General features: G+C 70.5%; 19 protein-coding genes and 1 pseudogene. 10 read left to right on the top strand and 10 right to left on the bottom strand.

The window, feature by feature from the left end; genetic code table 11:
- Positions 1 to 25: 25 nt before the first annotated feature.
- On the bottom strand, positions 26 to 733 hold the full coding sequence (locus tag ACN27F_RS31720) for a beta-ketoacyl-ACP reductase (RefSeq protein WP_421439135.1): 708 nt from the start codon (positions 731 to 733) through the stop codon (positions 26 to 28).
- Between the two features lie 338 nt (positions 734 to 1,071).
- Between ACN27F_RS31720 and ACN27F_RS31715 the strand changes: the two genes are divergently transcribed.
- The gene (locus ACN27F_RS31715) at positions 1,072 to 1,215 is read left to right on the top strand and encodes a hypothetical protein (RefSeq protein ID WP_421439134.1); all 144 of its coding nucleotides are present in this window, start codon (positions 1,072 to 1,074) and stop codon (positions 1,213 to 1,215) included.
- 52 nt (positions 1,216 to 1,267) lie between these two features.
- Here the strand turns inward: ACN27F_RS31715 and ACN27F_RS31710 are convergent, their stop codons facing one another.
- Genes ACN27F_RS31710 through ACN27F_RS31700 form a run of 3 tightly spaced genes read right to left on the bottom strand, consistent with a single transcriptional unit; the run spans position 1,268 to position 4,370 of the window.
- Positions 1,268 to 2,218: a VWA domain-containing protein gene (locus tag ACN27F_RS31710; RefSeq protein ID WP_421439133.1), complete on the bottom strand. Its 951-nt coding sequence runs from the start codon at positions 2,216 to 2,218 to the stop codon at positions 1,268 to 1,270.
- On the bottom strand, positions 2,215 to 3,192 hold the full coding sequence (locus ACN27F_RS31705) for a DUF58 domain-containing protein (protein WP_421440580.1): 978 nt from the start codon (positions 3,190 to 3,192) through the stop codon (positions 2,215 to 2,217). Before ACN27F_RS31705 ends, ACN27F_RS31710 begins: the two co-directional genes overlap by 4 nt.
- A complete protein-coding gene (locus ACN27F_RS31700; RefSeq protein ID WP_421439132.1) occupies positions 3,171 to 4,370 on the bottom strand; it encodes an AAA family ATPase in 1,200 nt (399 codons plus the stop codon). The genes ACN27F_RS31705 and ACN27F_RS31700 overlap by 22 nt, the downstream gene beginning before the upstream one ends.
- 295 nt (positions 4,371 to 4,665) lie before the next feature.
- Between ACN27F_RS31700 and ACN27F_RS31695 the strand changes: the two genes are divergently transcribed.
- From ACN27F_RS31695 to ACN27F_RS31685, 3 genes are read left to right on the top strand one after another with little or no spacing between them, the layout of a single operon-like run.
- Positions 4,666 to 4,893 (top strand): hypothetical protein, encoded by a 228-nt coding sequence (locus ACN27F_RS31695; protein WP_421439131.1) that lies wholly within the window; start codon positions 4,666 to 4,668, stop codon positions 4,891 to 4,893.
- An 18-nt stretch (positions 4,894 to 4,911) separates the two neighbouring features.
- Positions 4,912 to 5,433: a PH domain-containing protein gene (locus ACN27F_RS31690; protein ID WP_421439130.1), complete on the top strand. Its 522-nt coding sequence runs from the start codon at positions 4,912 to 4,914 to the stop codon at positions 5,431 to 5,433.
- Positions 5,430 to 6,953, top strand: coding sequence for a PH domain-containing protein (locus ACN27F_RS31685; RefSeq protein WP_421439129.1), 1,524 nt, complete (start codon positions 5,430 to 5,432; stop codon positions 6,951 to 6,953). The genes ACN27F_RS31690 and ACN27F_RS31685 overlap by 4 nt, the downstream gene beginning before the upstream one ends.
- A 38-nt stretch (positions 6,954 to 6,991) precedes the next feature.
- Here the strand turns inward: ACN27F_RS31685 and ACN27F_RS31680 are convergent, their stop codons facing one another.
- A complete protein-coding gene (locus ACN27F_RS31680; protein ID WP_421439128.1) occupies positions 6,992 to 7,765 on the bottom strand; it encodes an SIR2 family NAD-dependent protein deacylase in 774 nt (257 codons plus the stop codon).
- Positions 7,766 to 7,845: 80 nt separating this feature from the next.
- On the bottom strand, positions 7,846 to 8,274 hold the full coding sequence (locus tag ACN27F_RS31675) for a hypothetical protein (protein WP_421439127.1): 429 nt from the start codon (positions 8,272 to 8,274) through the stop codon (positions 7,846 to 7,848).
- A gap of 1,015 nt (positions 8,275 to 9,289) precedes the next feature.
- Between ACN27F_RS31675 and ACN27F_RS31670 the strand changes: the two genes are divergently transcribed.
- The gene (locus tag ACN27F_RS31670; protein ID WP_421439126.1) at positions 9,290 to 9,769 is read left to right on the top strand and encodes a hypothetical protein; all 480 of its coding nucleotides are present in this window, start codon (positions 9,290 to 9,292) and stop codon (positions 9,767 to 9,769) included.
- Positions 9,770 to 10,323: 554 nt separating this feature from the next.
- Here ACN27F_RS31670 and ACN27F_RS31665 read toward each other — a convergent pair.
- Together ACN27F_RS31665 and ACN27F_RS31660 are read right to left on the bottom strand one after the other, a co-directional pair.
- Positions 10,324 to 11,001 carry a response regulator gene (locus tag ACN27F_RS31665; RefSeq protein ID WP_421439125.1) on the bottom strand — a complete coding sequence of 226 codons (678 nt, stop codon included), beginning with the start codon at positions 10,999 to 11,001 and terminating at the stop codon, positions 10,324 to 10,326.
- Between the two features lie 8 nt (positions 11,002 to 11,009).
- Positions 11,010 to 12,224, bottom strand: a complete 1,215-nt coding sequence (locus ACN27F_RS31660) for a histidine kinase (RefSeq protein ID WP_421439124.1) — start codon at positions 12,222 to 12,224, stop codon at positions 11,010 to 11,012.
- Positions 12,225 to 12,392: 168 nt separating this feature from the next.
- On the opposite strand from ACN27F_RS31660, the gene ACN27F_RS31655 reads away from it, so the two are divergent.
- The 3 genes and pseudogenes from ACN27F_RS31655 (at position 12,393) to ACN27F_RS31645 (ending at position 14,403) form a co-directional block, all read left to right on the top strand.
- Positions 12,393 to 13,082, top strand: a complete 690-nt coding sequence (locus ACN27F_RS31655) for a DUF2306 domain-containing protein (protein WP_421439123.1) — start codon at positions 12,393 to 12,395, stop codon at positions 13,080 to 13,082.
- Positions 13,083 to 13,093: 11 nt separating this feature from the next.
- Positions 13,094 to 13,483 (top strand): annotated as a pseudogene (locus ACN27F_RS31650) (thioesterase family protein); the annotation flags it as partial.
- Positions 13,484 to 13,572: 89 nt separating this feature from the next.
- Positions 13,573 to 14,403, top strand: coding sequence for an MBL fold metallo-hydrolase (locus ACN27F_RS31645; protein WP_421439122.1), 831 nt, complete (start codon positions 13,573 to 13,575; stop codon positions 14,401 to 14,403).
- Between the two features lie 62 nt (positions 14,404 to 14,465).
- On the opposite strand, the gene ACN27F_RS31640 is transcribed toward ACN27F_RS31645, so the two are convergent.
- Complete coding sequence (locus ACN27F_RS31640) at positions 14,466 to 15,395, bottom strand: PfkB family carbohydrate kinase (protein WP_421439121.1); 930 nt, start codon at positions 15,393 to 15,395, stop codon at positions 14,466 to 14,468.
- Positions 15,396 to 15,775: 380 nt separating this feature from the next.
- Here ACN27F_RS31640 and ACN27F_RS31635 point away from each other — a divergent pair, with 380 nt between their 5' ends.
- Complete coding sequence (locus tag ACN27F_RS31635) at positions 15,776 to 16,900, top strand: lytic polysaccharide monooxygenase auxiliary activity family 9 protein (protein WP_421439120.1); 1,125 nt, start codon at positions 15,776 to 15,778, stop codon at positions 16,898 to 16,900.
- Positions 16,901 to 17,068: 168 nt separating this feature from the next.
- On the opposite strand, the gene asnB is transcribed toward ACN27F_RS31635, so the two are convergent.
- Positions 17,069 to 19,066, bottom strand: a complete 1,998-nt coding sequence (gene asnB / locus ACN27F_RS31630; protein WP_421439119.1) for an asparagine synthase (glutamine-hydrolyzing) — start codon at positions 19,064 to 19,066, stop codon at positions 17,069 to 17,071.
- 105 nt (positions 19,067 to 19,171) lie between these two features.
- Here asnB and ACN27F_RS31625 point away from each other — a divergent pair, with 105 nt between their 5' ends.
- Positions 19,172 to 20,638 carry an aminopeptidase P family protein gene (locus ACN27F_RS31625; protein ID WP_421440579.1) on the top strand — a complete coding sequence of 489 codons (1,467 nt, stop codon included), beginning with the start codon at positions 19,172 to 19,174 and terminating at the stop codon, positions 20,636 to 20,638.
- Positions 20,639 to 20,649: the final 11 nt, after the last annotated feature.

The following is a 20,649-nucleotide window of genomic DNA, read 5'->3' as shown; positions in this document are numbered from 1 at the left end:
TGTGTTCAGTGACCCGTGCCGAGGCTCAGTGACCCATGCCGAGGCCGCCGTCGACGGGGATCACCGCGCCCGAGATGTAGCTGGCGGCGTCCGCAGCCAGCCAGGTGACCGCCGCCGACACCTCGTCCACGCTGGCGAACCGCCCCGCCGGAATGATCTTGCGATACTCGGCCTTGCGCTCCTCGGGCAGCGCGGCGGTCATGTCCGTCTCGACGTAGCCGGGCGCGACGACGTTCGCGGTGATGTTGCGCCCGGCCAGCTCTCGGGTGATGGACCGGGCCATGCCGACCAGGCCGGCCTTGCTCGCCGCGTAGTTCACCTGACCGGGCGAGCCGTAGAGGGCGACCACCGAGGAGATGAAGATCAGCCGTCCCCAGCGGGCCCGGAGCATCTTGGCCGAGGCGCGCTTGGCACACCGGTACGCACCGGTGAGATTGGTGTCGAGCACCGAGGTGAACTGGTCCTCGGACATCCGCAGCAGCAGGGTGTCGTCGGTGATCCCGGCGTTGGCCACCAACACCTCGACCGGGCCGAACTCGGCCTCGACCGCGCTGAACGCCTGGTCGACCGACTCGCTGTCGGTCACGTCGCACCGTACGCCGAACAGCCCGGCCTGCTCGTCGAAGCTGGAGCGGTAGGTGATCGCCACCCGGTCGCCCTGCTTGGCGAACGCCTGCGCGACGGCCAGGCCGATACCCCGGTTACCGCCGGTGACCAGTACGGTGCGGGCCACGTTCCCCCCTCAACGCTCGATGATCCGGCATGGAGACTAGGCGCTACCGCTGGGTAAGCCATAACCCGGGGGTACTACGACCACGGTGGCGTGCCGGCCGGTCGGGTAGGCGGCCGGCGTTGGTGTCGGTCCAGGCGGCCGGCGTTGGTGCGGATTGTGCCGGCGCGGCGGCCCGGGTGTACGCTCTTGCCCGGTTCTGAGTCCGGACGGCCTACGGAGGTGATCGCTGTGCGAGATAGCGATCCTCCCAGTCGTCGCCGGGCCACCGACCGGCCACGCTGATCCTGGCGTGACTCCGGTGCGCCCGCGCGATTCGCCCGTGTCGCCCGTCAATCCGCTTGCCAGGCCGCCCGCCGTCGTGCCGGGACGGTCTGCTCGTCGCCGGAGCCAGTCCAATGAACCGCTACGTCGCCCCACTGGGATTCACCCTGGCCGCAGTCTGGATCGCCGTCATCTTCGTGCTGGCCAGCGGCACTCACTGACCAGGTGCCGCCGGCCGGCGGTCACGGCTGCCGCCGGCCGGCCGTTCGCCGGTCACGGCAACCGTGACGTCCAGAGCAGACTCAGCACCGCCGCGCCCAGCGCCAGCAGCAGGGCGATCCCGGCGTACCACTGGGTGATCTCCTTCGGCACCGTCCGACGCCCGATCGAGCTGCCCATGTCCTCGTACACCTGGTTGAGCTCGGTCACCGAGGCCGCTTCGTAGAAGTAGCCGTCGGTGGACTCGGCGAGCTCGGCGAGGGCGAACCGGTCCACCGGGACCCGCTGCACCTGGCCGCCGATCTCGACCTCGCCGTCGTCGGTGCCGAACGCGATCGTCGACACCGGCACGTTGGCCGCCGCGGCGGCGGCGGCCGCTTCCTCGACCGAGCGGCCAGAGGTGCGGTAACCGTCGGACAGCAGCACGATCCGGGCCGGCGGCGGGCCCTGCGCACCGTCGGTCGGCACCATCCGGATCGCCTCCAGGGAGGTGAACACCGCCTCACCGGTGGCGGTCGCCTCGGCCAGCACCAGGCCGTCGATGGCCTGGGTCACGGCCGGGCGGTCCTTGGTCGGCGCGACCAGCACGTTGGCCGCCTTGGCGAACGCGACCAGCCCGACGTTGTAGCCTTCGGGCAGTTCGGCGACGAATTCCTTGGCCGCCTGCTGCGCCGCCTCGATCCGGCTGGGTGCCACGTCGTCGGCTTCCATCGACAGCGACACGTCGATGGCCAGCATGATGGTGGCCCGTTCCAGCGATTCCTCGGTGTCGATCGACGGGCGGGCCATCGCCGAGGCGAGCACCAGCAGGCTGAGCAGGAACGCGGCAGCGGCCAGGTGACGACGCCAACCCAGGCCACGCGGCGCGAGCGTCTTGAGCAGGTCCACGTTGGTGAACCGCACCGCGTACGCCTTGCGGCGGAACTGCCGCCATACGTAGACGCCGGCGATGACGAGCACCGGCAGCGCGGCGAGCAGCCACCAGGGCTGCAGGAAACGGATCATCGGGCTTCGCTTTCCGGGCGCGGGGCGGGGGCGGGGCGGGCGACGCCGCGGGTACGGGCGTGGCGCTGCCCGGCGACGAACCGGACCATGTCCAACAGCCAGTCCGAGTCGGTACGTAGCCGCAGCTGGGCAGCGCCGGCACCGCGTACGGTGTGCGCGATCGCGGCACGCCCGGCGGCGGCCGCCTCGGCGTAGCGGCGGCGCAGCCGCAGGTCGGAGGTCTGCACCTCGTGCAGTGCGCCGGTCTCCGGATCGGCCACGGTCAACACGCCGACGTCGGGCAGTTCCAGTTCACGCGGATCGACCACCTCCACGGCAAGCACGTCGTGACGCACGGCGAGCTTGCGCAGCGGTCGTCCCCACTGCGCGGGCGGCGCCATGAAGTCGGAGATGACCACCGCCACCCCACGCCGACGGGGCGGCCGGTTGAGCCGGTCGATCAGGGCGCCGAGGTCGCTGCGGCCGGGTCGCGACTCGGTGAGCGCGATCGCCCGCAGCAGACCGTGGGCCTCCTTGCGACCGGTGCGGGCCGGTAGCCGCGTGATCGCACCGCCGGAGACCGGATCGCCGGTGCCGATCACGGCGCCGACCCGGTTGCCGCCCCGCGCGGTGAGATGGATCATCGCCGCCGCGGCGGAGATCGCCAGGTCGCGCTTGAGGCACCGGGCGGTGCCGAAGTCCAGGCTGGCCGACAGGTCGACCGCGATCCAGGTTTCCAGTTCCCGGTCGGCGACCGAGCGGCGGACGTGCGGCACGGTGGTGCGGGCGGTGACCGGCCAGTCCATCCGGCGGACGTCGTCGCCGGGGCGATACTCGGTGGACTCACCCGCTTCGCTGCCGGGACCGGGCAGCAGCCCGACGTAGTCGCCCTGCAGCAGGCCGTCGAGCTTGCGGGTGACGGTCAGGTAGAGCCGGGACAGCACGGCCTCCGCGCGGCCCGAACCCGGACCCGTCACGGCCGCTGCCCGGGCCAGGTACCGACTCCGGCGCCCGGCGCAACGTGCGGGCCGCCGGCAACGGCGCTCGGGTACGGCGTGCCCGGCGGCGGGCCGGCGGCGGGCCCACCCATCGGGCCGGCCATCGGGCCGGCCATCGGGCCGCCCACCGGCGCAGCGTTCTGCCGGGGCGCGACCGACGGCAACGGCACGATCGCCATGATCCGCGCGACGATGTGATCCGCCGGTACGTCGTCGGCGAGCGCGTCGTAGCTGAGCACCAGGCGATGCCGCAGGATGTCCGGCGCGATGTCCTGCACATCCTGCGGCAGTGCGTAGTCGCGCCCACGCAGCAGCGCCAGGGCACGGGTCGCCCGAACGATGCCGAGCGAGGCACGTGGGCTGGCCCCGTACTGGATGAGTTGCGCCACGTCCGGCATGCCGTGCTCGGCGGGGGTCCGAGTGGCCAGTACCAGCCGGACGGTGTAGTCGACCAGCGCGTTGTGCACGAACACCTGATCGGCTTTGCGTTGCAGGTCGACCAGGTCGGAGGGGCGGAAGACGACGGTGGGTCGCGGTGCCTCGACGCCCATCCGGTAGACGATCTCGCGCTCCTCGGCATCGGTTGGATAACCAACGACGATCTTCATCAGGAAACGGTCCCGCTGTGCCTCGGGCAGCGGGTAGACGCCCTCCTGCTCGATCGGATTCTGCGTGGCCATCACGAGGAACGGGTCCGGCACCTGGTGGGTCTGGCCGCCGAGGGAGACCTGCCGTTCGCTCATCACCTCCAGCAACGCCGACTGCACCTTGGCCGGTGCCCGGTTGATTTCGTCGGCGAGCAGGAAGTTGACGAAGACCGGACCGAGTTCGACATCGAACTTCTCACTCGACTGCCGGTAGATGCGGGTGCCGACCAGATCGGCGGGCACCAGGTCCGGAGTGAACTGCACCCGGGCGAACGAGCCACCGACCACCGTGGCGAGCGTCTCCACCGCGAGGGTCTTCGCCACTCCGGGGACCCCTTCGAGCAGACAGTGCCCGCGCGCCAGCAAGGCCACGAACATCCGCTCGACCATTCTGTCCTGACCGACGATCACCCGCTTGACCTCGAACATCGCCCGCTCAAGCAGGGTGGCGTCCTCGGCCGGTGTCGCAGCGGGCGGCGGCGCGGCGTCGGTCGGTGTCGAAGATTCGGGCGTGGTCGGCTGGGCCACCGGTCCTCCACAGCATCGGTCAGGCGATGTCGGTCGCATCGGGGTCGTACGCAATGGGTCGTGCCGCACTAAGCCTCGCACGTCGGGCCGAACACGTGGGCAGGGGCCGAGAAAGCACCGTCAGGTGGGTAGACACAGGGGGGATCGGGGTGTGTACGATTCAGCCGTCGCCGGGCGGCTTCCCCCGTGGTCGCCCGGCGCTTAACCCTCCGGGTGCCGCCCTGTGATGCGTGATCCGTCCGGATCCGATCTGCGCATAGGCGTGCTTCATCCGACTGCTCTATAGACTCGCTTCGTGTCCGACGTCGTCGTGCCTGCCGGCAGCACCGCCCCCGATCCGCCATTGGACTGTTCGGCCCGCGGCTGCCGGGCAGCCGCTGTCTGGGCGCTACGCTGGAACAATCCCCGGATCCACGACCCACGACGGCGCAAGACCTGGCTGGCGTGCACCCAGCACCGCGAGTATCTCGGCGACTTCCTGCGGGTACGTGGATTCCTCCGCGAGGTGGCACCGCTCGGCTGATCGCCTACGCTCGTAAGGGTGAGCGAAGCCTCCGCCGCGCCGGCAGAACCGATCAGCCCGTTGGAACCCTGGCCGGGCACGGTCCAGTGGCAGCCCGTCTCCCGTGACCTGGTCTGGGTGGAGTTGATCCGGCTGGCCATCGGGATGGGGTTGCTGCTGCTCGCGTTAGGCGTCGGCTGGGCGATCACCGGCTTCTGGCTGGTCGGCGTCGGCTTCGCCGCAGCGGTGCTGCTGACCGTCCTGCGCACGGTCGCGACGATCCGGGCCGTCTTCGCCTGGGGGTACGCCGAACGCGACAACGACCTGCTGGTGCGGCACGGGCTGCTGGTCCGCCGGCTGTCGATCGTGCCGTACGCCCGGATGCAGTTCGTCGACGTCTCGGCCGGTCCGCTGGAACGCGCCTTCGATCTGGCCACCGTGCAGTTGCACACCGCGGCGGCGGCCAGCGACGCACGGGTCCCGGGGCTGCGTCCGGCGGAGGCGTCCCGGTTGCGCGACCGGCTGACCGCCCTCGGCGAGGACCGCGCGGAGGGGCTGTGAGCCAGCCACCGGCCCAGCCGCCCCAGCCCCAGCCGCAGCCGTACGACCGGCAGCCGTCGCGGTCGTACGGGCCGCCGCCGCAGCCCTCCGGTTCGCCGCCCTATCCGCTGCCCGGCCAGCTCTATCCACCGCCGGTGCCGCCGGAAGATCCCCGGCAGCGGTTGCACCCGTTGAGTCCGGTGCTCAAGGGCAGCAAGGCGCTCGTGGTGATCATCGCCGGGTTGTCCTGGCAGACCCTCGGACGGGTGGGCTTCGGGCGGTTCGCCCTGCTGGTGCTGCTGTGCCTGCTCGGCTATCTCGCGATCGCCGTGGTCAGCTGGTACTACACCGGATACCACGTGGTCGGCCGTGAGCTACGCATCCATGAAGGCCTCGTCTCCCGGCGCACCCGGGCGATCCCGCTGGAACGGTTGCAGGCCGTCGAGGTGGTGCGACCGCTGCTCGCCCAGCTGACCGGGCTCGCCGAGCTGCGGTTGGAAGTGGTCGGGGGAAGCAAGACCGAGGCGCCGCTGGCCTACCTCACGGTCGCGGACGCGGCGGCCCTGCGGGCCCGGCTGCTCGCACTGGCCGGCCCGGCCGTCGCCGGCGCGCCGCGGCTACCGGGCGTGGCCGGTGCACCAGGCGGCGGTGACGGCAGCGGTGCGGTCGGCACCATGCCAGCAGGGTTGCCGGATCCGGCCGCGCCCCCACCGGGCCGGATGCTGCACACGGTGGTCAACCGGGATCTGCTGATCAGCCAACTGCTCACCCCGCAGGCGATGTTCCTGCCGTTCGGGGTCGCGTTCGTCGCGGCCCAGTTCGCGATGGAGGCAACCTGGTCGTTCGTTGCTGTGGCCAGCACCCTGACCGCGATCGTCGGAGTGCTCATGCAGCCGATCCGGCGGGTCCTCAGCGACTGGAACTTCCGGCTCGCCCGCGACGAGGTGGGGCTGCGGATCCGGCACGGGCTCACCGAGACCCGCTCGCAGACCGTGCCGCTGCACCGGGTGCAGGCGGTCGCGGTGACCTGGCCGCTGCTGTGGCGGGCGAAGAGGTGGCTGCGGATGCGACTGCACGTGGCCGGCTACAGCGTCGATCCACAGAGTACGTCGCAGGCCGATCAGCTGCTGCCGGTCGGTGGCCAGGACGCCGCCGACCGGATCCTCGCCGACGTGATGCCGGGATTGGCGTTGGACGCGGTGGCGACGACGCCGCCGCCCCGGCGGGCCCGCTGGCTCAATCCACTGGTCCAGCCGAAACTCGGCGCCGGGTTGACCGATCAGGTGTTCGCCGTCCGTGGTGGACTACTCACCCGACAGTTGATGGCCGTGCCGTACGCCCGGATGCAGAGCGTGCGGGTCGTCCGGGGGCCGTTGCAGCGGCTACTCGGGCTCGCCACGGTGCACGCCGACATCGCCGGCGGGCCGAGCGCCAGCGCACAGGACCGTGACCTGGCCGAGGCCTGGTGGCTGGCGGCCGAGCTGACCGCCCGGTCCCGCGCCGCCCGCGCTGTGCCGGCTGGCCCGGATCGGCCGGTATAGACCTGGAAGATTGTGGTCGAGATACCGGCGGGATCTTTCTAGATCGGCCGGTGGACGAGAGCGGGCAGGACCGTACCGATCGGTTGGCGCACCACCGCGTCGGCGATCGCGTCGTACGGCGTCGGTGCGGCATTGATGATCACCACGCGGGCGCCGGACTCGGCGGCGATCTCCACCAGCCCAGCGGCCGGCTGCACCGTCAACGAGGTGCCGATGACGAGCATCAGGTCGCATTCGGTGGCGGCCCGCACCGCCCGACGCAGCGTGGGTCCGTGCAGCGACTGGCCGAACGAGATGGTCGCCGTCTTGAGGATGCCGGCGCAGTGCCGGCAGGCCGGATCGTCTTCGCCGGCGGCCACCCGGTCGAGGACCTCGTGGATGCCGGTACGGTCGGCGCAGCCAAGGCACTCGACCTCGTACAACGTGCCGTGGATCTCGATCACGGTGTCCGGCGAGTTGCCGGCTCGCTGGTGCAGGCCGTCGATGTTCTGAGTAATGATGGCGGTCAGCTTGCCGGCGTGCGCCAATTCGACCAGCGCGGCGTGGCCGGCGTTGGGCTCGGCCGTCCAGGCGGCATGGTCACGGCGTCCCTGCCAGGCCCGTCGGCGGATGGCCGGATCGGCGACGTACGCGTCGAGGGTGAAGAGCTTCGCCGCTTCCGGGTCGCGGGTCCAGACTCCGTTGGGTCCCCGGAAGTCGGGTATGCCGGAGTCGGTGGAAATCCCAGCTCCGGTCAACGCCACTATCCCGCTGGCGTCGGCGACCCAACCGGTGACCTGTCGGATGTCGATCTCGTCGCGTACACCGCTCATTCGCCGACGGTAGCCCGCGCCACCGCCTCGGCCCACCGTCGGGCCGTGCCTCGTGGGTGCCGGCCGGCCCGCCAGATGTCTCAACGACGGGGCCGCCGGACGACGACGCCCGGCCGGGCCAGCGCGCCCTTGTATGGCCGCACCAGAACCAGTTCGCCCGAGCGCTCCGGGTCGTCGGTGATCTCCTTGCCCATCAGGATGATCCAGGACTGCCACGGCACGTCCGGACCGACGTCACCGACCTGCAGCTTCACCGGCCGTACGCCGTCCAGGTGGTCGGCGGCCCGGACGTCGACCACGTCGCCGGGGCGCACCCGCACGGGCGCGTACTCCGTCGTAGGAGGTTCGGCTGCCCCGACCGGCCACAGCCCGGCGTACTCCAGGACGGCGCGCACGCGCCGCGCCCTGGCGGCGTCGACCCGATGGAGTACGGCGAACGCCCGCCGGAACTTCTGGCAGAAGGCGGCCGTGCCGCACGTGCGGCAGTCCAGCGTGATCCGTGCCGGCATGTGTTTGTTGATCAATTCGACGGCTCGCGCGGACACCGGGGACGCCGGCCGGGGCCGCCACGAGATTGCGTACCACTCGTGATCCGTTCGGAAGGTGATCGTCAACGTGGCCCGGGTCGGGATTCACCATGCCGCCGCCGTGCTCAGCTGCCGGCTTACCCGTTGCCTGCCGCCGCTGAGCCCGTTGTGTCCGGCTGGACGGCGGCTGACCGTCGGTGGATGAGCCGGCGTAATCACGCACGGTCACGAATGTGATGTCACCTCCTGCCCATTTCGGGCACTGCGTCGTGCTGCCTCCGTCCAGCCATCGTCATGTCCGCGGCGAGTGGAGCCAGACTGACGTAATCCTTGGCTTTTGAGGTGTGCCAGAGTCCAGTCGCGATGGAGATCCCGTGTTACCCGGGCCGGCTCCAACTCCCTGGTCACCGTGAGTGACCCGACTGGGGTCATGTGGTGCGTACGACGATCGGTGCGGCGTTTCCGCTGGTGGCAGCGGTGCCGCCCGTTGAGCGCCCCGACTGGAGGAGCACCTTCGCACTGGATGGCGGCGTGTCGGCGTGGCGGATACCTGGCATCCGTCGGCGTGGGTCCTGGTGGGCACGTCGTGGTCGGCGGCCTTGCGGCTCTTCCGGTAGGCTTGGTCATCCACATCGGATGCCCGCGTCTCTTCCTGGGCGTAGGGAAGTCGCCAAGATGGAACATTGTGCCGAGGTCAGGGTGTCGGTTGGTGCGCAGATTTCGACACGGTCGCGAGCAACACGGCAGGTCACAGCGCCGAGATCAGAAAATGATCTTCAACGTGACCCAACTCGGGTCAGTAAGGGCAACTCACACGAGCTCCCGGTCACCTTGCCGGTGACCGGGAGCTCGTCAGGTGTTGCCTGGACTCGTCACCGGAACAGCGTCACATACCCGGTGGCCGCACCGGCCAGGGATGCCACCCCCAACGGGGAATCACTCGGTACAGTGCGGCTACCATACGATTTTCTACAGCTCCCAGGAACCGTTTGCGATCATGCGATGGCAGCCTTCGTGCGACGGACTCAGCGTCCGGCCAGGTAACGTCCCAACCACCGCCATCCTGTCCACCGACGACGTTTCCGCGTGGCGCGTCAGGACCGTCAACGGCACCACGCGGCAGCTCACGGTCACCAACGTCACCGCGTGGCAACTCATCATCGAAGTATTCGATATAGAGCAGGTGTATGCGGTACCCGATCGGACGCTGACCGTCCGGCCGACGACGCTCGATGGCATCCGCCGCAGCAGCGAAGGCAGTCACGAGCCAATCGACTGCAGCGCCCTCCTTCTCGGCCTCGATGAAGGCCTCGACTTCGATGACACCCTCGACAGCGTCACTGGAGGTCGAAACATCTGTGACCGTGGCCGAGTCCTCAACCGCGAGGATTTCCGCCAAGAAGCGGTCCGCATCAGCGTGCAGCTCGGCCGCCATTGGTCGCAAGCCGGATCCCCACCCTCGGGGCACGACTCGTAAGACGATTCTGGCCTCCATTCTTTTCTCAGCTCCTTAAACGGTTCCAGCCTCCGATCCCGCTTTTGCCGCCCGCCAATTGGACGCCTTCTGCAATTGAGCGAGTTTGCCCAGTTCATGAGGCGATCCGCATACCTCATGACATCTTTCGGGCTCCACTTCAAACTCTTCGAGTGATTGCCGCAACCGCAGAAGATCCGACCCTCCGGGCGATCTACGCGACCCGTAAACCCACGACAGTGCAGCTCCTCCAGCACCTTCCGGATCTCAGCCTCGGGATGATTCGGAAACGCGTACGTCGATGCCAAAACCTCTCCGATCGTTCGATCGCCGACGATACGACAACGACAGCGAGACGGATAGGTTACGCATAGACGCCAGAAGAACTTTAAAGAATGTGACTTTCTCAATGTCAAGCTATTTTGAAGCATCGAATCCATCACCATACGCACTCATGAGGGATTTTCATCCCCACAGTCTGCCTCAATCAAACAGCCCGTCCAAGCCACGACAGCACCCGTCGCACCGGCTGTGCGACGTCCCGCGATGTGGACCAGCTATCGTCGCGGGCGGCCGAGGCCATTACGGACGCGGTCCGTCTCGTACGCCCAGATGGCGATCTCCACCCGGTTACGCACGCCGATCTTGGCCATCAGGCTTGCGATGTGGGTCTTCACGGTGCTGAGACTGATGTAGAGCTCGTCGGCGATCTCAGTGTTGGTGCGCCCACGCGCCACGGCGACCAGCACTTCCTCCTCCCGGTCGGTGAGCGGGTCGACCGGCTGCCGGGCAGGCGCGGCGGGTCCGGCGTCGGCGAACGCCGCGAGCAGCCGGGTGGTGACGCTCGGCGCGATGAGCGCATCGCCGCTGGCGGCGGCGTGCACCGCCTGCGTCAGCAGCGCCGTACCGGCGTCCTTGAGCAGGAAGCCGCGCGCCCCCGCCCGCAGCGCGGCGTAAACGTACTCGTCGAGGTCGAAGGTGGTGATGACGACCACGGCGAGGGGATCGACGACCTCGGGACCGGCAAGACGGCGGGTGGCTTCGATGCCGTCCATGCCGGGCATCCGGATGTCGAACAGGCACACGTCCGGGCGCAGTCGCCGGGCGAGCTCGACCGCTCGGCGCCCGTCAGCGGCTTCGCCGACGACCTCGATGTCCGGCTGGACGTCGAGGATCATGGTCAGCCCGGTGCGGACGATCTCCTGGTCGTCGGCGACGACCACGCGAATGGCCATGCCCGCGATTATCCGGCACTCACCGACCGGGGCAGCGTCACGGCGACGGTCCAGCCCCGCCGGTCGGGACTGGGACCTGCCAGGCAGGTGCCGCCGAGCAGGCCCGCCCGCTCAGCCATGCCGACCAGACCGAACCCGACAAGACCGAACCCGACCGGCCGGCCCGGCCGATCCGGCCCGACCGATCCGGTGGCTCCGGTCGACCCGCCGGCGGTAGCGGGACGGATCTGGCTGGTGTCGCCGTCGTCACTGACCCGCAGACACACGGAGTCGGCGTCGGCCTCGACGCGTACCTCTATACGGGTGGCGTGCCGGGCGTGCCGCCGCGCGTTCGTCACCGCTTCCTGCGCGAGCCGGTAGATCGCCGTCCCCACGGTCGCCGGGACGCCGTCGAAATCGCCGAGTAGCTGCACGTCGACCTCCGGACCGGGTGGTGACCGGTCGGTCAGCCCGGCGATCTCCGGGATGCCCGGATTCGGTGCCAGATCGGCCGCCGCCTGGCTGCTGTGGCGCAGGTCGCGGACCATCGTACGCATCTCGCCGAGGGCGCTCGTCGCCTCGGCCTCGATCACCCGCAGCGCGTCGACGGCGGCGTCCGGCCGGTGCGGCGCCACCGCGATGCCGGCCTGGGCGCGGATCGCCATCGCCGAGACGTGGTGGGCGACGGTGTCGTGCAGGTCGCGGGCGAGCCGCTCCCGTTCGAGCAGCTTGGCCTGGTCGAGGTTGCGAGCCCACAGGCTGGCCCGGTAGCGCGACGCGGTGGCCAGCGCGAACGCCGCGAACATCACCACGAACCCGGCGAGCGCGTCCGCGAAGCTGAGATAGCCGAGCATCCCGGACAGGCCCACCTTGGTGAGGATGAGCGCCGCACCGGCCACCATCTCCCGACCGGAACCCCAGCGGAACAGCGCGTACGGCAGGATCAGCAGGTATCCCGACGCGACCAGCTCCGGCTCGTGACCGATCACCAGCGGGGCCAGGCCGGTGACGGTGAACGCGATCGCGACCATCAGCAACGGCCTGGTCCGCCGCCACAGCAGCGTGGGCACCAGCGCCAGCAAGATGACCACCGAGAAGACGCGCGCCGGCAGCTCGGGCCGTAGCAGCCCTTCGATCAGCACCAGCGGTGCGACCACGGCCACGAGCGCCCAGTCCCGGCGCAGGCGCGCCGGCGGGTCGGCGGCCCGCGGCTCGGCCCACCCGGAGCGGAACAGTTCGCGCACGTCACCGATCGTACGCAGCCGGCCCGCCGGCCGGATTGGCCCAAAGTACGGCCGGCGTCTCCCACCATCGACCGGGACGGTTCCGGCTCCCGCTCCGATGAGTCCTGCCCGGCCCCTCGCCACCATCAAGGCGACAGGCAAGGACCGAGGTACGGAAGGAAGACGGCCGTGACGCCCTCCCCCAGATCGAACTGGCTCATCCCCGCCGGTCTGCTCATCCTCAGCGCCGTCCCGGCATTGGCCGGCGGCCTGCGCCTGACCGAGTTCGCCGGCGGCGCGGCGGTGCTGCCGGACAGCGAACGGGTCATGTCGGCACCCGTGCCGCTGGCGCTGCACATCGTCAGCGTCACCGTGTTCAGCGTGCTCGGCGCCTTCCAGTTCGCGCCGGCTTTCCGCCGCCGGCACCGCGGATGGCACCGGGTCGCGGGCCGGATCCTCGTCCCATCCGGCCTGGTCGCCGCGCTGAGCGGGCTGTGGCTGACCCTGTTCCTACCGCCTGCGGCCGTGGACAGCACCGTCCTGGCGGCTGTCCGCGTCGCGGTGGTCGGGTTCATGACCATCTCGCTGGTCCTCGGTTTCGTGGCGATCCGGCAGCGTGACTTCGCCCGGCACCGGGCGTGGATGATCCGTGGTTACGCGATCGGCATGGGCGCGGGCACCCAGTTCTTCACCCAGGTGGCCTGGCTCGTCGCGGTCGGCCCGGTCACCGTGTCGAGCCGGACCGGCACCATGGCGGTCGCCTGGCTGATCAACGCGGCCGTGGCGGAGTGGATCATTCGCCGCCGCTGGCGGTCCGCAGTCCCCGGCCGGCCGACGCGCGCACCGGCCTTCGTGGTCGGACACCAGCCGAGGACCTAGGCTGATGGCTCATGGGACAGACGCCGGAGAACAGTTTCGAGCCCGGGCTGACGGCTCGGGTGGAGCTGACCGTCACCGATTCCGACACGGCCCAGGCGGTCGGCTCCGGCGACGTACCGGTCCTCGGCACCCCACGGGTGCTCGCGCTGGCCGAGGCGGCGACGGTCGCCGCCACCGCCACACGGCTGCCGGCGGGCATGACCACCGTCGGCAGCCGGATCGAGCTGGATCACCGGGCCGCCACCCCGGTGGGGCGTACGGTGGCCGCGATGGCCAGGCTCGCCGAGGTCGACGGGCGACGGCTGGTGTTCGACATCGTGGTGACCGACGGCGGCGCCACGATCGCCGGTGGCCGGGTCGAACGGGTGCTGGTCGACCGGCACCGCTTCGTCGAGCGGGCCTTCGCCGGGCCGCCGGCACCCCGGGACGCCGCCGAGGGCGCCGGGGCAGCGGACGGTGCCGGGGCAGCACCCGATCGTGCCTCGTCGGGATGAGCGCCACGTTCGTCGAAGTCGCCGACCGGGTGTACGTGCTACGCCGGCACCTGCTCGACGTCAACTCGACGCTGATCGTCGGCGACACGGCCGCCCTGGTCGTCGACACCGGCGCTACGGCGGCCGACGCCACCGAGCTGGTCGCGGCGGCCCGCCGGCTGACCGGCCGGCCGTGGTCGGTGGTGAACACGCATCACCACTTCGACCACTGCTTCGGCAACCGGACCGTCGCCGGCGACCCACCCGCCGAGGTCTGGGCGCACCAGGAGGCCGCCCGGCTGCTCCGCCGGCCGGTCGAGGTGATCCGGGCCGAGGCGTACCAGGAGATGGCGGCGAGCCACCCGCGACTGGCCGAACGGCTCAACCAGGCGGCGGTGCACCCGCCGGACCGTACGGTGACCCGCACCGCAACCGTCGACCTGGGCGGACGGACGGCGCAGCTGTGGCATCCCGGGCGCGGACACACCATCGGCGACCTGGTGGTGCACGTGCCCGACGCCGACGTGCTGATCGCCGGTGACCTGGTCGAGCAGGGCGCGCCGCCGACGTTCGACGACGCGTACCCGCTGGAGTGGCCGGACACCGTGGCCGAGATGCTGCGCCGGCTCGGTCCGGCGAGCGTGGTCGTGCCCGGGCACGGGGCGTGCGTCGACGCCGCGTTCGTCCAGGCGCAGCACACCGACCTGGTCGCCCTGGACTGGCTGATCCGCCAAGGTCATGCCGATGGCGCCCCGGTCGACCGGGTGGCGGCGGAGGCGCCGTTCGGGCCGCAGGTCGCGGCCGTGGCGATCGCCCGAGGGTACGCCGAACTCGGCAACCGCGCCTGACCCGGGGCCTGACCCGGGCCGAAGCCAGTGGCCGGCCCGATCCGGGTGCCGGCCCGATCCGGTCAGCCGAAGCGGGCGGCCACGGCGGCCCGGGTGGGCATGGCGACCGCGCCGCCCGGTGACTCGCAGACCAGGCCGGCCACCCGCAGGGCGAATCCGACCCGCTGCGCCCAGCCCGCGGCGTCGGCCGGCAACCCCGAGTCGAGCAGCTCGGCGATCAGCGCCGCCATCACCGAGTCACCGGCGCCGGTGGCGTCGATCGCTGCCACCTGCGCCGCCGCCACGGTCAGCACCTCACCGCCGGCGCTGACCAACGCCCCGGCAGCGCCCCGGGTGACCACCACGGCGCCGGCGCCCAGGTCGTGCAGCAGCGCGGCGGTGGCCACCGGACCGGCCCCGTCGTAGAGCACCTCGGCGTCGGCGGCGCTGAGCTTGACCAGATCGGCGGTCGCCGCGAAGCCGGCCACGACCTGCCGGTACGCCGCCAGGGCAGCCTGGTCGGGCAGCAGCCGCGGCCGTACGTTGGGGTCGAACACCCGCAACCCGGCGGTGCCCGTCCAGGCCAGCCGCGCCGCGGCCAGGGTCGGTTCACACAGCAGCGCGATGGAGCCGCAGTACAGGACGGCCGCGTCGGCGATCAGCTCGTCATCGAGGGCGGCCGCGTCGAGCAGCCCGTACGACGGCGGCGTGCCGTAGAACCGGAAGTCCGGCTCGGCCCCGGTGAAGGTGGCCACGGCCAGCGTGGTCGGTGCGGGCACGGTGGCCAGCGCCAGGTCGCCGACCCCGGCGGCACGGAGGAAGGCCCGGATGCGCTCGGCGAGCGCGTCATCGCCGAGCGAGCCGGCGAACTCGACCGTCGCGCCGAGCCGGGCCGCCCCCACCGCCACGTTCAGCGGTGCGCCGCCGATCACCTGGCGGTAGACGGGGACGCCGTCGCACTCACCGTCGAGCAGGTCGATCAGTGCCTCACCGAGCACCACCGCGTACCGCATGGTTCTCCTCCCGCCGACCCGGTCGCCGTACGCAGTGTGCCAGTCGCGGCCGGCCCCCAGTCGCGGTCGGCTCCGCTGACCCACTGATACATACATCGAGACGCGACTATTGTGTTTCTGGTCGATGTGTGATGGGATATCGATTACCGACACGGCGTGGGGGCTGACGCGCCGTACATCGGTCTAGCCGGGAGCTACGCGAGCGCGCACACGTCCCATCGGACGGCAGGTCGCCCCGCCGCGCCATGCGCGGGCGGGCAGCCGACCGCCGATCCTCCTCACCTGTTCGGGCGTCCACACATTGTCGGACCCCATCACCCCGTCCGCAGGTCGCACGGCACTCACGTCGTCCTGTGAACTGGTTTTCAAAGGAGTTCTCGGTGAAAGCTCTACGCAGAGTGGCGGTAGTCGCCGCCGCCTCCGCGCTCACCGCCGGCCTACTCACGGTGGTGACCCCCAACGCGGCATCCGCGCACGGTGCCGCCATGATGCCAGGTAGCCGCACCTACCTGTGCTGGGTGGACGGCCTGTCGCAAACGGGCCAGATCATCCCGCAGAACCCGGCCTGTTCCGCCGCCGTCGCGCAGAGCGGTGCCAACTCGTTGTACAACTGGTTCAGCGTGCTGCGCTCCGACGCGGGCGGTCGCACCACCGGGTTCATCCCCGACGGCCAGCTGTGCGGCGGCGGCAACTCCGGATTCTCCGGATACAACCTGGCTCGCAACGACTGGCCGCTGACGCATCTGACCGCCGGTGCCCAGATGGAGTTCAAGTACAGCAACTGGGCCCACCACCCGGGCACGTTCTACTTCTACGTGACCAAGGACAGCTGGAGCCCGACCCGGGCACTGGCCTGGAGCGACCTGGAAGCCACACCGTTCCTGACGGTGACCAACCCGCCGCAGCGCGGTGCGGTCGGCACCAACGACGGTCACTACTACTTCAACGGCAACCTGCCGAGCAACAAGAGCGGCCGGCACCTCATCTACTCCCACTGGGTGCGCTCCGACAGCCAGGAGAACTTCTTCGGCTGCTCGGATGTGACGTTCGACGGCGGTAACGGTGAGGTCACCGGCATCGGTGGCGGCACCAACCCGACTCCGCCGCCGACCACGGCGCCACCGCCCACCACCGCACCGCCGCCCACCACGGCGCCCCCGACGACCGCTCCCCCGACGACCGCGCCGCCGACCACCAACCCGCCGACCGGCGGCTGCTCGGCCGCGTACCGCACCACGAGTTCCTGGTCCGGTGGATTCCAGGGTGAGGTGACGGTCACCAACAACAGCTCGGCCAGCATCGGTGGCTGGACCACGACCCTGAACTTCGGCAGTGGCGTCACCATCAACAGCCTGTGGAGCGGCACCCACACGGTGAGCGGATCCAGTGTCACGGTCCGCAACGCCGCGTGGAACGGCTCACTCGCCCCGAGCGGATCGACGACGTTCGGTTTCGTCGCCAACGGCAGCCCCGGCACACCGTCGACGGCCTGCTCCGCAAGCTGAACCACCGCAAGCTGAACCACCCCACCTGATCCACCCACCCGGCGCCGGACCGACGCGCGACGGATCATCACCTGACGGGGCCCGGCAGCACCGACGCTGCCGGGCCCCAACCATCGGGCGGTCCGACCATCGGGCGGCCTGGGCCGCGGCGCGGCGTACCGTCGCCGGTCAGGCGACCATCGAGCCGACCACCGGCTTGGTCAGTAGCGCCGACTGGTTGCGCTGGATGCCCGGGTCGAGCGAACGCTCGACGAAGATCGCGTGCCAGATGCAGAAGACCAGCACCGTCCACACCTTGCGGGAGTGGTCAGCCTCCTCCCGCTTGTGCTCGTCGAGCAGACGCATCGCGTACGGCAGGTCGAGCAGGTCGCCCGCGCCGGAGGTGGCCAGGACGTGCCGCGCCCACTCGTACATCTCGCCGCGCAGCCACACCCGCGTCGGCGTCGGGAAGCCCAGCTTGCGCCGGTTGACGATGGCCGGCGGGACGACTCCCTGCAGCGCCTGGCGCATCGCGTACTTGGTGGCGTCCGAACGCGGCGGCAACCGCAGCTCGACCGGAATCTTCGCGGCCACGTCGAAGACCTCCTTGTCGAGAAACGGCACCCGGACCTCGAGCGAGTGCGCCATCGAGATCCGGTCGGCCTTGACCAGGATGTCGCCGCGCAGCCAGGTGTAGAGGTCGACGTACTGCATCTTGGTGACGTCGTCGAGCTCGGTGCACTCGGCGTAGATCGGCGCGGTGACGTCGGTGTAGCGCACCGACGGGTCGTAGCGGCGCAGCAGGTGCTGCTTCTCCTCCTCGGTGAACATCCGCGCGTTGCCGTAGTAGCGCGACTCGATCGGGGTGGTGCCTCGCTCCAGGAAGCTCTTGCCCTTCACTCCCTGCGGGATGACCTTGGAAACGGCGCGCAGACCTTTCTGCATCGGGTCCGGCAGTCCGTGCACCGCGCCGAGCGACAGCGGCTCCCGATAGATGGTGTAGCCGCCGAAGAACTCGTCGGCCCCCTCGCCGGACAGCACCACGGTGACGTGTTCGGCCGCCTTCTTCGCCACGAAGTACAGCGGCACGAGTGCCGGGTCGGCCACCGGATCGTCGAGGTGCCAGACGATGCGCGGCAGCGCCTCCATCATGTCCTGCGGCCCGATCTTCGTCGGGATGGTGGTCACGTTCAGGTGCCGGGCCGACTCCTGGGCCACCTCGATCTCCGAGTAGCCCGGCACGTCGTACCCGACGGTGAAGGTGAGGATGTTGGGGTTGAACTCACGGGACAGGGCGACCACCGCGGTGGAGTCGATACCGCTGGACAGGAAGGCGCCGACCGGCACGTCGGCGCGCATGTGCATCCGGACGCTTTCCCGCAGCGTCTCGCGGATCTCGTCGTAGAGCCGCTGCGGATCCGGCACCGGAGCCGGCCGGAAGATCGGCTGGTACCAGCGGCGCACCTGCACCCCGCCGGCCGGACCGGGCGGCGCGCCGGCCGGGTCAAACGGCGGCGCCGACCAGGTCAGGCACTCCCCCGAGCCGATCCGGCTGATGCCGGTGTGCAGGGTGCGCGGCTCGGGCACGTACTGCAGGGTCAGGTAGTGCGACAGGTTCGCGGTGTCGACGCCGGCGTCACCGGCCGCGGCGGCCGCGGAGAACGGCAGCAGCGCCTTCTTCTCCGAGGCCAGGTAGATGCCGTCCGGAGTGTGCAGATAGTGCAGCGGTTTGATGCCGAAGTAGTCGCGGGCACCGAACGCCCGGCGCTGCTGGCGGTCCCAGATCACGAAGGCGAACATGCCGCGCAGCTTGTGCAGCACCTTCTCGCCCCAGTAGTGGTAGCCGGCGACGATCACCTCGCCGTCACCGGCGGTGGCGAACTGCGCCCCGAACTCGCGGATCAGCTGCTCCCGCAGCTCGATGTAGTTGTAGATCTCGCCGTTGAAGGTGAGCAGGTAGCGGCCGTCGGCGTAGGCCAACGGCTCCTGGCTGGACGCCACATCGATGATGGCCAGACGCTTGTGCGCGAACACCGCGTCCGCCCACCGCCCCGACGGGTCCCCGACCACTTCGACCCCGGTCTCGTCCGGGCCACGGTGATGCAGGCTTTCCAGGGCGTAGGCAATAGCGTCGCGGTGCGCGCCAGCGTCGCCGCGGGCGCTGAAAAAGGCCAGGAGTCCGCACATGGCAGACATCTTTCCACGCGCCGTCCGCGCGGTACCGTCGAGTACGCGCAACGGTGGAAGGGGACCGACATGACCGACGATCAGACCGAGGGTCCGGCGACCGAGATGGCCGCCGAGGTGGTGGCCGAACAGCCGCGCACCGAGTCGCACGATCCGGACTTCCCGGAGAAGCTGCTGCAGTTCATGCGTACCGGTTGGCGCGACGACACGCTGCGGCTCGATCCCCGCCCACAGGCCGCCGACCACGCCCGGCGTCGGGCGGCGCTGTCCGCCGCGTTCCCCGGCGAGACGATCGTCATCCCGACCGGCACCGAGAAGGTGCGGGCCAACGACACCGACTACCCGTTCCGGCCGGGCAGCGACTTCGCGTACCTCACCGGTGACTACGACCCGGACAGCGTGCTGGTGCTGCGCCCGACCGGTGGCGGTCACGACGCCGTGCTGTACACCCGGCAGCGCTCGTCGCGGGACAACGACGAGTTCTTCCGCAGCCGCGACGGCGAGTTGTGGGTGGGCCGGCGGCGCACCCTGGCGGAGAAGTCGACCGAGCTGGGCCTGCCGACGGCGCCGCTGAGCGCGTTGCCGGAGACGCTGGCCGGATGCGCGCCGGCCCGCACCCGGATGCTACGCGGCTTCGACGACCGGGTGGACGCCGCCGTGCTGCCGTACGACAGCGGGGACGACGCCGGTGCCCGCGACCGGGAGCTGGCCACCGCCATCTCGGAGCTGAAGCTGGTCAAGGACGAGTGGGAGATCGCCCAACTGCGGGCCGCGGTCGACGCCACCGTACGCGGGTTCGAGGACGTGGCGCGGGTGCTGCCGGCGGACCGGCCGGTCTCCGAGCGGTTGCTGGAGGGGGTGTTCGCGCTGCGGGCGCGCCACGACGGCAACGACGTCGGTTACGGCTCCATCGTCGGCGCCGGCGCGCACGCCACCATCCTGCACTGGGTACGCAACGACGGCAGCACTCGTCCGGGCGAGCTGCTGCTGATGGACATGGGTGTGGAGGGCCACCACCTCTACACCGCCGACGTGACGCGGACCCTGCCGGTGTCCGGTCGGTTCACCCCGTTGCAGCGGCAGGTCTACGACATCGTGTACGCCGCGCAGCAGGCCGGGATGGACTTTATCAAGCCGGGGGTGAAGTTCACCGACGTACACGAGACCTGCATGCGGGTGCTCGCCGAGGGCCTGGCCGAGCTGGGCGTGCTGCCGGTGAGCGTGGACGAGGCGCTCGACAAGGAGTCCACCGTCTACCGTCGGTGGACGCTGCACGGCTTCGGGCACATGCTCGGCATCGACGTGCACGACTGCTCGCGGGCCCGCAAGGAGCGCTACCGCGACGGCGAGCTGGCCGAAGGGTACGTGCTGACCGTCGAACCGGGGCTGTACTTCCAGCCCGAGGACGACCTGGTGCCGCAGGAGTTGCGTGGCATCGGCATCCGGATCGAGGACGACGTGCTGGTCACCGCCGCCGGCGCGGTCAACCTGTCGGCCGGCCTGCCCCGGCAGGCCGACGAGGTGGAGTGGTGGCTCGCCGTCCAGCGCGACGCCGGCCCCCGCCTCCCCTGACCGGGGCGGCG

It is taken from the genome of Solwaraspora sp. WMMB335 (assembly GCF_049179075.1).
GTDB lineage: Bacteria > Actinomycetota > Actinomycetes > Mycobacteriales > Micromonosporaceae > Micromonospora_E.
This window is presented reverse-complemented; position numbering and strand designations above follow the sequence as displayed.

Excerpts from the sequence above, each read along its gene's own strand:
- ACN27F_RS31640 (WP_421439121.1), bottom strand. The coding sequence starts at position 15,395 with ATGCGGTACGCGGTGGTGCTCGGTGAGGCACTGATCGACCTGCTCGAC.
- ACN27F_RS31665 (WP_421439125.1), bottom strand. The coding sequence starts at position 11,001 with ATGGCCATTCGCGTGGTCGTCGCCGACGACCAGGAGATCGTCCGCACC.
- ACN27F_RS31670 (WP_421439126.1), top strand. The coding sequence starts at position 9,290 with ATGCGATGGCAGCCTTCGTGCGACGGACTCAGCGTCCGGCCAGGTAAC.
- ACN27F_RS31625 (WP_421440579.1), top strand. The coding sequence starts at position 19,172 with ATGGCCGCCGAGGTGGTGGCCGAACAGCCGCGCACCGAGTCGCACGAT.
- ACN27F_RS31680 (WP_421439128.1), bottom strand. The coding sequence starts at position 7,765 with ATGAGCGGTGTACGCGACGAGATCGACATCCGACAGGTCACCGGTTGG.
- ACN27F_RS31645 (WP_421439122.1), top strand. The coding sequence starts at position 13,573 with ATGAGCGCCACGTTCGTCGAAGTCGCCGACCGGGTGTACGTGCTACGC.
- asnB (WP_421439119.1), bottom strand. The coding sequence starts at position 19,066 with ATGTGCGGACTCCTGGCCTTTTTCAGCGCCCGCGGCGACGCTGGCGCG.
- ACN27F_RS31675 (WP_421439127.1), bottom strand. The coding sequence starts at position 8,274 with ATGCCGGCACGGATCACGCTGGACTGCCGCACGTGCGGCACGGCCGCC.
- ACN27F_RS31710 (WP_421439133.1), bottom strand. The coding sequence starts at position 2,218 with ATGATCCGTTTCCTGCAGCCCTGGTGGCTGCTCGCCGCGCTGCCGGTG.